Source organism: Nitrospirillum amazonense, assembly GCF_029594735.1.
GTDB classification, from domain to species: Bacteria; Pseudomonadota; Alphaproteobacteria; order Azospirillales; family Azospirillaceae; genus Nitrospirillum; species Nitrospirillum amazonense.
Genome location: NZ_JARPAF010000004.1, coordinates 372,030 through 384,593, shown reverse-complemented (window position 1 = coordinate 384,593; position 12,564 = coordinate 372,030). Strand labels below are relative to the sequence as shown.

The 12,564-nt window shown below is 67.2% G+C and carries 9 protein-coding genes; 1 reads left to right on the top strand and 8 read right to left on the bottom strand.

From position 1 onward, the window contains the following. Positions 1-24: 24 nt before the first annotated feature. Entirely contained in the window at positions 25-1,215 is a 1,191-nt protein-coding gene (locus P5F91_RS22525) for a beta/alpha barrel domain-containing protein (RefSeq protein ID WP_145608584.1), read from the top strand. Between the two features lie 84 nt (positions 1,216-1,299). Here the strand turns inward: P5F91_RS22525 and P5F91_RS22520 are convergent, their stop codons facing one another. From P5F91_RS22520 to P5F91_RS22485, 8 genes are all read right to left on the bottom strand, one after another. Continuing rightward, positions 1,300-1,719, bottom strand: a complete 420-nt coding sequence (locus tag P5F91_RS22520) for a 3TM-type holin (protein ID WP_145608586.1) — start codon at positions 1,717-1,719, stop codon at positions 1,300-1,302. 23 nt (positions 1,720-1,742) lie between these two features. Next, positions 1,743-2,159: a glycoside hydrolase family protein gene (locus P5F91_RS22515; protein WP_145608588.1), complete on the bottom strand. Its 417-nt coding sequence runs from the start codon at positions 2,157-2,159 to the stop codon at positions 1,743-1,745. A gap of 46 nt (positions 2,160-2,205) precedes the next feature. Then, positions 2,206-2,601: a hypothetical protein gene (locus tag P5F91_RS22510; RefSeq protein WP_145608589.1), complete on the bottom strand. Its 396-nt coding sequence runs from the start codon at positions 2,599-2,601 to the stop codon at positions 2,206-2,208. 67 nt (positions 2,602-2,668) lie between these two features. Continuing rightward, on the bottom strand, positions 2,669-3,463 hold the full coding sequence (locus tag P5F91_RS22505; RefSeq protein ID WP_277908332.1) for a hypothetical protein: 795 nt from the start codon (positions 3,461-3,463) through the stop codon (positions 2,669-2,671). A 14-nt stretch (positions 3,464-3,477) separates the two neighbouring features. After that, positions 3,478-6,372, bottom strand: a complete 2,895-nt coding sequence (locus P5F91_RS22500; protein WP_277908331.1) for a LamG domain-containing protein — start codon at positions 6,370-6,372, stop codon at positions 3,478-3,480. Between the two features lie 10 nt (positions 6,373-6,382). Continuing rightward, entirely contained in the window at positions 6,383-6,928 is a 546-nt protein-coding gene (locus P5F91_RS22495) for a hypothetical protein (RefSeq protein ID WP_277908330.1), read from the bottom strand. Positions 6,929-6,935: 7 nt separating this feature from the next. Next, positions 6,936-7,379, bottom strand: a complete 444-nt coding sequence (locus tag P5F91_RS22490; RefSeq protein ID WP_211106810.1) for a phage tail assembly chaperone — start codon at positions 7,377-7,379, stop codon at positions 6,936-6,938. Continuing rightward, on the bottom strand, positions 7,376-12,562 hold the full coding sequence (locus P5F91_RS22485; protein ID WP_277908329.1) for a phage tail protein: 5,187 nt from the start codon (positions 12,560-12,562) through the stop codon (positions 7,376-7,378). The genes P5F91_RS22490 and P5F91_RS22485 overlap by 4 nt, the downstream gene beginning before the upstream one ends. Between the last annotated feature and the right edge of the window lie 2 nt (positions 12,563-12,564).

The following is a 12,564-nucleotide window of genomic DNA, read 5'->3' as shown; positions in this document are numbered from 1 at the left end:
TGAGGACGACGGAAGGATGGCCACATGGCCGAGGATAATAAGCAAGTGATGGCGCCCAGCGCCGGCATCTCAACGCCCCCCGGAGAGACCGCTCAGGCCTGGCCTCCGGCAGACGTTGTCGGTCAATGGACCGACGTCTATTTCAAGCGCACCCGTACCATCGTGGAACGGCACGGCGACGTTCCCGTCACCTACGCCGTTTTCATGCGGCGGCCCGTGGTGTTCGCCCCCAGGCTAGCGCTGGACTGGCTTAAATCGGTGGCGGCGGCCCGGGGCTTCACGCCGGAAATCGAGGTCCGCTACCACGAGGGACAGTGGGTGGGTGCTGGCGAACCCATGATGTGGATCACGGGGCCCTTCTCACAGCTCGCGGAGCTGGAGACCTTATTCCTGATGAAGCTGGGGCCCGCTTGTGTGGCTGCTCATAACGCCTTCGTAATGAGCGCGGGCCTCCCCAAATCCGCCTTCCTGGCCATGGACGCCCGCCATTGCGCCGGTACTGAAATGGCCGACCTGATGGCCTATGCCGCCAGCGTCGGCTCCCAACGGGCCAAGCGCAAGGTCGGCGCCATTGGCTTCATCGGCAACGCCACAGATGCCACCGCCCACTATTTCGGCCAAACCCACGGCTTCGGCACCATGCCGCACGCTCTGATCGGCTACGCCGGCTCCACCGTCAAGGCGGCCGAGCTTTACCACGATACCTTCCCCGGCGAAGCGATGACCGTGCTGGTGGATTATTTCGGCCGTGAGGTCAGCGACACCCTCGCGGTATGCCGGCGCTTCCCTGAGCTGGCCGCCGCAGGCAGCCTGTCGGTACGCCTGGACACACCCGGCGGACGCTTCGTCGAGGGTTTGGATCCTCCGCAAAGCTATGCGGTGTTGGAGCGCCGCGCGCCGGACAGCATCCGGGGATACCGCGATGAAACCGAGCTGCGCTATCTGATTGGCGCCGGCGTTTCCGCCGCAGGTCTGCACTGGGTACGTGAGAACCTGGACCAAGCGGGTTTCACCAAGGTGCGCATCGTCGCCTCAAGCGGTTTCAGCCCCGCCAAGTGCCGGGTCATGGCCGATGCCCAGGCGCCCATCGACGTGGTGGGCACCGGCAGCTTCCTGCCCGAACATTGGGGGGAAACCTATGCCACGGCCGACATTGTCGCCTATGATGGCGTGGCCCGCGTGAAGATGGGACGCGAGTTCTTACTGAAACGCTAATTCCCAAAGCAGGAAAGCCCCAGGCGGCCTTTCCGCCATTCGGGAAAGGCCGCCTGGGGGCGTTCGCGACATGATGCGGGGACGTTACTTAACGCCTTTGACTTTTTCCAAGGTGCGCAGGCCGCCAAGGCCAAGCATACCGAGCAAAATTGTTGTCAACTGATCATCAAGCTTGGGGGGCTGGATCACGGCATGGCCAGCGACCAACCCGGCCACCCAGACGAGCAGCGGCATGGCGATGTACTGATAGGCCAGCGCGGTGCCACACACCCAACCGATGAAAGGACGCCACCCCGCAACGAAGACGCTGTTGTTGCCAGCTTCGGCACGATTGACGTCCAACTGGGCCAGATCCAATTGCTGGATCCGATCGGCGGCCTCTTTGTAAGCGGCGGCCTCGGCTTGTGCACGGGCGGCCGGGTCCGGAATGAAGTCCAGTAGCTTGGTCACAACCGGACCGATCACGCCTGTGGCCGGTGATAGGATGTCCTGTAAAATACCCATTGGCGAAACTCCCGTGACGTAACTCAGCCGGCCTTGAGCAGCGCCGCGATACGGTTGGCCCTGGCGCCGACTTGGCTGGCCCAACGAGAGGCGAGGGCGGATTCCGCCGCCGCGTCGAACCGACCTGCCTGGAGATGGCCCAGGGTGATGTGAAAAGTAAGTAAGGTTGGAACGCCCATGTTGAACGCCATATTGGCCAGGGCGCGCTGCCGCGCCTCGGAAAGGGTGCGCCACCAGGGTAAAGCGTGGTCTAGTTCCGCTATAACGCGGGCTATGTCGTTTGCCAGCAGGGCATCGACTTCACCGCCCGACAAGCCGACATCGCTCAGGTTGCGGCCGACACCAATAGTCAGCTTTCCAACGGTGTCAGTGTAAGGTTTGAGGCGAACACCTTCGTCACGGCGCAGGTCGGCAGCCAGCGCCATCGAATCCAAAGTCATCGATGTCATCCTATCGTTTGGATGTTTGAAAGGGCATAACCTCGCGTCAGACCACCCCTTGCGCAAATTGGTTGGCGGCCAAGCGGTGCAAGTCGTCGATGCGCTCGTGTGCGCGGGTCAGGTTCTGGCTTTGCCTGTCCAGCTTGGTGCCCAAGGCCTCAATCTGGGTGGCCAGCGCCGCCAGTTGGACAACGACAGCTTTCATTTCGCCCTGAGCCGCAGCGAAGGCCTGTCGTCCCTGCTTGTCATTGGCAATATCACGCTCCGCCCGTTCCAGACGGCTTGCCAAGACCGCTACCCGTTCCGCCAAGCCAACGTCCTCGTCATCTTCGGCCCGCCGGCGGCGGGAGCTACGATGCGCCAGGGCGGAAACGGCGATGGCCAATGTAGAGCCCAGGGTGGCGCTGATCGCCAGGGGGGTTTCTCCTGCCACGATGTCCATGTGTTCACCGATCCTTGTCAGAATAAAAACGCCAAAGGCAGGCAGACAGCGGATGGATAACCAATTCTCAAGCCCGGCGCTCACCCGCCAGGATGGCCTTCGCCCGCTCGGATGAGAGCAGCCCCGCCATCTGAAACACCTGGAGCGCGGCCGCGGTGGCCGGATTGTCGAGATCAACTGTATTGGCGCCCAGCGCCGCCTGCCGCGTGGCCCGCACCTCGGGATCGCTGCTGGTGGAGATAGCCAGCCACTCGGCCGGGGTCAGCAGATAGACGATGGCGTCCCGGGGCGTCATGACCCGGGGCCAACGGACCAGCATCAGAGCGCGACAGGCGGTGGCTTCCTCCGCCGTAAGGGGCCGAACGTCGGACCAGGCGCCGGCAACCAGGTCAACCGTTTCGGTGGCGGGGTCGAAGGTGGGGAGCGGCGGCGGCACCAGCTCGAACGGCGCCTCGGCCAGCAAGCCGGTGGCGGGGTCCGTCTCCAGCGCATCGTCCCGCGTGCGGATCAGGTGCAGCAGCTCGGCCGGGGCGTTGGCCAGCAGCGCGCCGGCGGCAGCCCAGGCGGCATGGGCCGGGTTGGGCTGATCGCCGACGTGGGCGCCAGCGTCGTCGAACAACGGCACGGTGGCGTCCGGCTCCGGCCGGCTGGCCAGCAGAACCGCATCGTCATAGGCGTCAACTTGTGCTTGGAGGGCGCGGATGGCGCGGTTGATGGCCAGCTGGCCGGCGATGTCCGCCAGCGACGCGGTGGCGACGTCGGCCGGATGGTCGGCACAGCGCGGCCGGCCGTCCACCAGGCTCCAGCGGTAGACCAGGCTGTCGCCCTTGTAGGCGTCGATCATGTCGGTGGCACGGATCATCGTGGCGCCCTCCTTCAGGCGGCGTAGCGGGTGGCGCCGCTGCGGTTGATGTGGACGAGGGTGGCCCAGGCCAGGCGTTTGCCGGCCACGCCGGTCGCCTGGACGCACACCGTCTGCGAGGCGGTCTCGGCCACCACGGTGACGTCGCAGGTGGTGGTGGCGCTCTCATAGTCGGTGGCCAGCGTCTGGACGGCCGCCACCGTGACGTTGCCATTGGGCAGGCGGTAGACACGGGCCCGGCGCTGGTAGCCCATGCGCTCCGTCGGCGTGGCACCATACTCGGTGGCCTCGACATCGACGAACAGCTGCAGCTCATCGCCCTCGGCCACCGGCAGGCGGGCGATCACCGTGGGTGTGGCGTCGGTGGTGGCGACGACGGGGAAGACGACGCGGTTGGCGTCGATGGGCGCCACCGGCACCCGATCCGCCAGGATGCGGTCGCGGAAGGTGATGGCCGGCTGGCTGGCGACGGCCTGGTTGGCCGTGGCGATGACATAGCCGCCCTGTCGCGCGGCGACCGCGCTGTGGTTATCGCTGTTGCTGGTGGTCGCGAGGCCGGTCAGGTGGGCCGTGCGCACCAACCCCTGGAACACTGACGTGCCGTCGCTCTTGGCAGCGTAGAGCGCGCCCGTGTCCGGGTCATGCGCGAGGCCCTGTACGGCGGCGGAGGTACCGCCCAGCACACACTTGGCGCCCGGCTGGAACAGGGGCCGCTCATCCGCGTACATGCGGGCGATCTGTTCAGGCGTGGGCGCCGTGGCGCTGATGCGGAGTTGGGCGATGGAGTTGATCAGCGGCGCCGTCAGCGTGGCACCGAGCCCGATGCGCAATACGTGGGCGGCGGCTGTAAGGTTGGTAGTGCCGCCGGTGGTGGAGGCCGCCACCCGCATACCATTGTACCACAGCTCCCAACAGCCACTCCGACGACACGCGATTACCTGCGCCCAAACCCCAACCGGCACCGATGCCATCGACAGGGTCATGACGCTGAACACATCGAATTGAAGCGCTCCTGCCGACTTCGATAATCCCCAGGAACCGGCATCGTAAGCATTGGAGGAACACCGAGTGACATAAGTTTCGTTGCCGCCACCCGGGTTTATCCATGCCGCCAACATGAAATCCCCGGTGCCAAAATCCAGGGCGGCGGTGTAAGGCTGCTCTAGGTAGTTGCTGGTTGAAAATCCGCCGATGGCCGACAGGTCGGCCGTCGTCGCGACCAGCGACTTGGTCAAGGTACCCACGGGTCGCACGCCAACTGCAGCGACGGACCGATCCGGTTCAATCAGATCGACGGAAAGACTGGTCACCAGCCCGGTCTGGCCGGCGGTATAAGGGCTGTCGAAGTTGATCCGAACTTTGGGGGATGTGTCGGTGGCGCGGAACTGCATGAACACCGTCGATGCAGTCGTGCTGGCCGTATAGCCACCGGCCAGCGGCACTGTCGCGCCGTTGTCGGTTACCTCGCTCCGCATAATTGCGCCGACAGTCCCCCGCCGCATCGTGAGGGCAACCAGATAGGTCTGCCCCACGACGCATCCGGAGAGCTGATACACCGCCTTGCTCGCTGTCACGGTCGAAGCCGTCTCCGCGATTTGCAGGTCGGAGCCGCTGATCGACAGCGTCAGATTGCCATCCGTCGTGGTCCACCCCGTGGTGCCGGCCGAGCTGGTCCACGTCGCGATATTGGCCCCCGTCACGCTGGCCGTACTGGTCGAGGACAGCGCCAGGCGGCAATCACCCACCAGCCAGCCAGTGTTGAAGGCGCCCCCTCCATTGGCGATGTTGGCGCTACCTGTGATGCAGGCGACCATGCCCGACGCCGGGTTAATTGGGTCAGGCGCCCTGAGCGCCAGGCCGCTGGCCGAGCGGGCCGCTATGTCGTTGATGCCCGTGGGGACTCCCAGCAACGCCGGGATGCTGCTAACAGTCTCGGAGCGGATCGGCGTGAAGCCGGTGACCGCCAGCGTCGTGGGGTGGTAGACCCGCACCGTGGTGCCGTCGCTCGCGTGCAGGAAGTTCTCAGCGTCAAAGGCGACCGATGTGACGGCGGCCGACGAGGACGGATAAGTGACACCACCGAACGGGCCGATGATGTCCAGATAAAAGCCGGTTCCGACCGCCACGGTCGGACGCGGCATTCCAGTGGAACGATCGATAGGCGCGCCAGGGAGAACCGTGGCCGCCACGGCGTTCACGACGGTGTTGGTCAACACGCCGCGACCGGTGGCGATGGTATACCCGGCCCCGGCATTACGGCTGGCGATGCCGGTAGCATAGGCCAGCGATGTCGTGGCGTTGGTTAGCACCGCCCGATCGCTGATGAAATCCACCTCGATGAGGCCGTACCCCCCGGCCGCGCCCCACAGATGGCCGTCGCGCGCGAAGACTGCCTGCGGGGACTGGACCATGTTGTAGGTGGCCAGGGCGGCCCCGCCGCTGTTGAACACCATCCACATGGCTGGCGTCGCCTGATCCGCGTCATAGATGATCATGGTGCTGCCCACCACGACGATCAGCGCCTGACCCGGGAAGCTCGCCCGGCTGCCCCGAGTGCTGCTGGCGGCTTCGGTGACCCAACTCTGCCAGGTGCAGCGCTTGCGCCAGGCGCCACCATCGCTGTCGCGCGTCGTGTCGTACCAGAACACCGCCGCCGGCGCCCCGGCCTGGATCTGACCCAGGAAGCTATTGAGCGATGACAGCCCGCTGACCGCCACAGCCGCCGCCTGGGCGGCCTGGGCGATGGTGGCCGATGACGCGGCGGTGGTCACGGCCGCCTGGGCCGTGGTGGCGCTGGTGCCGGCGGCGCTGACGGAGGCGTCCAGCGTGGCCTTGGCCACGTTCACGGCACTGGTCAGCGCGTTGACGCTGGTGGTGAGGCCAGCGACTTGGGTGGCGAGATCGGTCATGAGTGGCCTCTTACTTGAAGGCGATGGCGGTGACGTAGCGGGTCTGGCTGTCGGTGAAGGCCGTGGCCATGCTCACCAGCAATCCATCGATGCTGTCGGCGGTGGATTGCGCGGCGGCGGCGCTGCCGGCAGCGGCCGTGGCCTGGTTGGTGGCGATGCCGGCCTGCGTAGTGGCTGCGGCAGCGGCGGCCTGGGCCACCTGGACGTTGACGTAGGCGTTCACCGCCGTGGCCGTCTGCTTGCCCAGCGCCAGGATGGCGCGGTTCACCACCACGTTGGTGTTGCGCAGGCCGTGCGACAGCAAGGGCGCCCCGGTGGAGGGGTCGAAGTCCCGCACGGCCTCATAGGCCGTGTTGGTGTAGGACGCGCCGGGCCAGGGCGTCTCCAGCGTCAGACTGCCGTCCGCCGTCACGGCGACGACGACGCCCACGGGATCGTCCTCGCTGACGGTCAGCAGGGTGCCGGGAGCAAGGTTGGCCAGCCACGCCGTGCCCGTGCCGGTGACCATGGCGCTGCCGTTGGTGAGGGTGATGGTGCCGGTGGTGTATTGGGTCATGGCGGCCTCAGCTGGGGGGCACCGGCCACGCCGGCACGGTGGGGTCGGTGGTGTTCGCGGGCAGGTCGCGCAGCGCCTGGCGATAGGCTGTCCAGGCCGCGCGCTGCGCGTCGGTCATGGCGGCCCAGCGGTCGGGCAGCACCCGGATGTCGCTGGCGGACAGCATCAGGTCGCGCTGGTCTCGCAGTTCCGCCACAGCGCGGGCCCAGGCTGCCGCCGCCAGGTCGGCCTCCTCCCGGGGCGCCAGCGCGCCGTCCACCACCCGGCAGGACCAGATGCCCTCGGCCTCACCGTCGGCGATCTTCAGCCGGCCGATACCATCGGGACCCACCCCCTCCACCAGCAGGCTGTACGGGTTGCGGTGGTGCAGGGCCAGGATGCGGCCAGTGGCGGGATCGTAGTCGACATAGAGATGCACGGCCGCGTCGGCCGGTGCCGGGGCGTCGGTCATCGGAACCACCTCACTTGCACATAGACGTTCCAATACTGGGTTCCGGCGTAGGTGGTGGTCACGCCGTCGGCGCTCGTGTCGGCGGGTCGCCAGCCCTGCAGGGTGTAGGTATAGGTATCCAGGCTGGGGTCGCTGAACGCGTCCATGGTGAACACCCACTGATAGGGTGCGCTGGTCAGCGTGGCGCCAACCGTGGCGGTATCACCGGTGCGCGTGTTGCTGCGCACAACCTGGATCTTCGGACTGCTGGCCGCACCCGCCGTGCCCGGCGTGGCACTGAAACTCACCTTGATGTCACACGGGTTGCCGCGCACCTGGAAAGCGGGAACGGTGGTGATGGTGGTCCACGCGCCCTTGTTTGCCATCGTGATGCTGGAACCATCCTGATAGGCAGACACCGATGCCGTGCCGCTGGCCACGCCGACGCCCAGGTCGTTGCTGTTGAACAGCTCCCGCCCGTTCTGGTCCCAGCTCCAGATGCCGTAATCGCCGCCACGGTAGCCGATCTGCACGCGGTCAGTGCTGCCGTTGGCACTGACATTGATGGATGGGCCGCCACCCAGGTTGCCGTGCAGATCAATGTAGCCGCCCGATCCGGCCCAGACCCTGATGTCCTTGCTGACGATATTTCCACTCGTCAGTTGCCCCACGCCGATGGTCCCGGCGTAGACGATGCCAGCTCCAATAGTGCCGCTGGTCAGGACGTTGGCCGACAGGTTCTGGATGAAGGCGTTGTTGATCACCACCTGGCCGCCGGAGGTGACGAAGAATGGAGACTGCGTCGTGGTGCTGTTGGGTGGCACCAGGGCCAGGGTGTCCGCGCGGATGATAAAGGTGCTGCTGCTGCCGCTGTTGGCCAGCCCGATCCCGGCCACATAGCCGTTGATGTCGGTCTTGAGCACCCATTGGGCGTTCAGACCGTTGACACTGGACTGCAGGGTGGTGATCGACGCGGTGTTGCCGTTCACCGTCGTGGACAGGCTGGTGATGGAGGTGGCGTTGGCGCTGTCTCCATTGGCCCGGGCCGTCATCTCGCTTTGAAGGTCCGCCCGGGTCTTGGGCAGGCCGGTGGCGCTGTCATTCACCTGGGCCGACAGGCTGCTGATGGAGGCCGACAGGGCGTTGTCGGCATTCGCCCGGGCCGTCTGCTCCGTCTGGATGGCGGCAGACGTGGCCAGGGCCTGGCCTTCCTGGGTGTAGACCGTGGCGACGGCGCCGCTTTCCACCTTCACCTGCCGGAAGGCGATGGACGTGCAGTTGCTCAGGCCTTCGGCCACGAACCGGGCCACCATCTGGGTGGTGCCGGTGGGCGCCGTGGCGGTGACGGCATGGGCCGGCCGCGTGCCGGGCGCGCCCAGGCCATGGCTGGTGCCGATGGGTTTTTGCGGACCGTCCAGCAGGACGTTACCGGCCGCATCCTTGAAAATCAGGTCAAAGTAGACCTGGCCAGCCCCGCCCGCGTTCAGGATCATGTGGCTGTCGCCGGTGATGGTGTAAGTCGCGCCAGGCGTGCTGGGCATGGGTGGGCTGCTGGCGGCCACCACCCCCGATGGGTTGGCCAAGTAGCCGATCAAGCCCGCAACGGCCTCCGTCACAGCCGCCATGGCGCCCAGCGTCCAACTCCCGATGTCGGGACACAGGTTGGGGTTGGGTCCGACATAGGCCGTCAGGCTGGCGAGCGACGTCGACAAGGCGCTATCGGCGTTGGCCCGGGTGGTCTGCTCCGCCGCCAGGTCCGCGCGCGTCTTCGCCAAGCCGGTGCTGCTGTCGTTCACCTGGGCGGCCAGGGCGCTGGTCGCACTGGCGTTGGCGCTGTCGGCGGTGGCGCGGGTGCTGGCCTCGTTGCTGATGGCGGAGAAGGCCGCCGCCAGGCCGGTGGTGGGGTTGTGCACCTCGCTGGCCAGGGTGGTGATGGACTGGGCGTTGGCGCTGTCGCCGCTGGCCCGGGCGGTCTGCTCCGCCTGGATGGCGGCGCCGTTGCCGTTGATCGCCGCCGTCAGGGTAGTGGTGGTGGTCGCCAGGCTGTTGGCGGTGGTCTGCTGCGCCTGGCTGACGGTGTCGATGTGCGCCTGCAACTGGCTGGCGCTGTCCAGGATGGACTGCGCCCGCGTGGCTGCTTCCAGCTGGATGGCCTGGGCGCGGACCGCCGCCTCGGCCGCCACCTGGGCCGCGACGCTGCCGGCCACGTCGGTACCGCCGGTGACCAGGCCCAGCGTGTTCACCAGGTCCGTCACCAGCTTGTCCTTGCCGATGGTGTTGGCGGCGATCTGGGCCGATGTCACATAGGGCACCAGGAACTGCAAAGGCGCGCTGATGGGGCAACCGGCCGTGCCGAAAGTGTCGAAGGTCTGGCACACGGCGTAATAGGTCTGCCCCGCCGTCAGGCCGGCCACCATTAAGGGCGCGGTGCTGCCGCTGGCCGCCGGTGCCCCGCTGGTATCAACGGTCGCGGTGGCCCCCACCCAGACATTGACCCCGGCGAAGTCCAGCGCGTCCGCACCCGTGGGGGCGATGAAACCGAACAGGGTGCCGGCCGTGGTGGGGAGTGCCGTCAGCTGCACCTGCGCCGGCACGGGGTTGTTGACCGTGAGGGTGGCGGCCTTGCTCTCCCCGCCCAGCTTGTCGCGGATGGTGACGCTGAAGGTCAGGCGGCGGTGCGGGCCGCCGGCGTCCTTCGCGTTCATGCTGTCGAAGAGGTAGAAGTACTCCTCCGTGGTCACCAGGTCGGCGCGCAGCACGGCACCGCTGTCCGGTTCTATGACCGTGACGGCGTAGGCCTGGAAGTAGGGGTTCACGTAGCCGGAGCCGGCGCCATAGGGCTGGTTGCCCAGGCTGGCGCTGGTGGCGGGGAAGTTGCCCTGCCACACCAGATGGATGTCCCGGCCCACGAACTCGGTATCCAGGCCCTGGCCGTACAGCTCCAGGTGGGTGACGCTGGCGCCGCCCAGCACACCGCCCACCGCGATGCTGACGGCGGGCCCCCAGGTGGAGCGCACGTCGGTGCCGATGCTGCTGGCCGCCTGCACCGTGTAGGTCACCGCCTGGGTCACGGGCATCAGCAGGGTGTCGGTCGATCCGGCCGGCACCTTGACCTGCTGCCAGTCGGTGACGCCGCCACTAACCGCCACGCCCCAGCGCAGCACGGTGTCGGTCGCCATGCCGGCATTGGCCGGCGTCCAACGGGCGCGGATGCCCAGCTGCACCGTGCCGTCGGCCAGGAAGGCGTTCTCCACCGCCAGGGTCAGGCCCGTGGGGGCCGGCAGCACGCCCACCGCGCCAACCGGGTTGTAGAGATACGCATTCGCCTCCGCCAGGCTGCGCTCCGCCGCCTGGAAGATGTTGAAGCTGGTCAGCTTGATGTACAGCGTCTGGCCGATGTAGGCGGCGGGCAGGTCATACTTGAACACGGCCTCGTCCAGCCGCAGGAAGGGCGTGCCGGCCGGGTAGTCAACGGCTACGGTGCCATAAAGGCCACGGTTCAGGTCACAGAGATGGTAGGCGGCACTACCGGTCAGCGTGGCCGGGCCGTAGGCAAGCATCTCCGCCCCCACCAGGCTGAGCGTGCGCCCGGCGGCGGCATCGTCGGCGCTGCCACCCGCCAGCTTCAGGCGATTGGTGGCCAGGCTGATGTAGGCATCCGCCGCCCCCGCCGTCAGGGCCTGGCCCAGGGTGCCCAGCCGCGCCGGCGCCGTGATCTGGCCCACCCGCTGATAGGTCAGGTCGTCGACCGACACCCAGACGGAGCAGCCACCCCAGTTGGGCGACAGGCCACAGGCACCGATCCACACCTGCTGCACGCCGCCGGATAGGCCAGGCGATGGTTCGAAGATCACCGGGTCGGCCAGGTCGCCGGGATCGACGCCAGTGTTCAGCGGCGTGTTGCTGGTCACCGGCGTGGGGTACAGCGTGGCCGTGCCGATGCCGGCCGGCAGCTCCTCCACCGTGAAGGTCAACAGGCCCTCCTCATCCTCATCGATCTGGATGATGCGGACGGGGAACTTGGCCAGGCCCAGGGCGGTGTCGGTCAGGGTGACGATGTCGCCCGGCTCCAGCAGGGCGAAGGTCCAAGCCAGCTTGAACTGGTAGGTGTTGCGGACGTAGAGCTGGCGCTGAAGAATCAGGGTGGCGATGGCAGACGCGGTGGTGGCATCGCAGATCTCATGGGCCTGCACGGGGTCACCAGTGCGCAGGCCATAGGCGTCGATGGCCGCCAGGTCGCGCACCTCCGCCGTGGCCGTCTGGTAGGAGTTGGCGCGGTCCTTGAACTCCAGCTTGGCGGTGTTGGTGGCGTCGGCCGGGTCGGTGCGGCTGAGCGTCACCGGGTCATCGCCCGTACCGGCGATGAAGTCGTCATCGGTCAGGTCATAGACGGGCGTCAGGTCGGGCGTGAAGGTGACACCGTTGCCGGTCAGCGGCTGGTCGCCCAGGGGCAGCGCCCGCACCTGGTCGCCGGACCAATAGATCAGGGTGTTGGTCAGCTGGGCCCAGCGGTTGACGACGTCACTGGCGGCCTCCTGCTGCGCCAGCAAGGGCGACATCAGCAGGCCGGCGGCGGCGCAATAGCTGCGCCAGGCGCCGAGGTCACCGATGCGGTCGGCGGGCAGGCCCACGCCATAGCGCTCATTAGTCAGGAAATCGACCAGGATGTCGGCGGGGTTGGCGTCGAAGGCGCTGGGGCCGGTGCGGGGCACGGCATTCGACTGCACTTCGAAATTATGGTTGGGCAGGCTGGCGCTGCTGCCCAGGTCATAGGAGGGTGAGGCCACATAGGCGGTATGCGGGTAGGACAGCGCCTGGTCCGTATGATTGGTGTACAGCGAGGCGAAGGGCGCCTGGTCGGCGGCGCCGGTGAACAGGGTCAGGTTCAGCTTGGCGAGGCTGGTGTCGGTCTTGTCCGCCCACACGCGGCCGATGGTGTTGACCACGCCCTCGCACAGGCCCATGGCCACGGCGCAGCTGTAGACCTGGGTGGTGGACTGCGCCCCGCCGCCCTTGCCGCCGCCGGTGTCGCTGGCCACGGCCTTGGAGGTGAAGTCGTTGTACCAGAACAGGTTGGGGGCAGCGCGCTGGGTGCCCCACAGCAGGGGAATGGGTAGGCCGGCGGCGCTGGTCTGCACCTGCAGCCCGGTGTAACTGGGTTTGGTGTCGGCATTGGTCTTGCCGCCGCCGAATAAGCCGGACATGG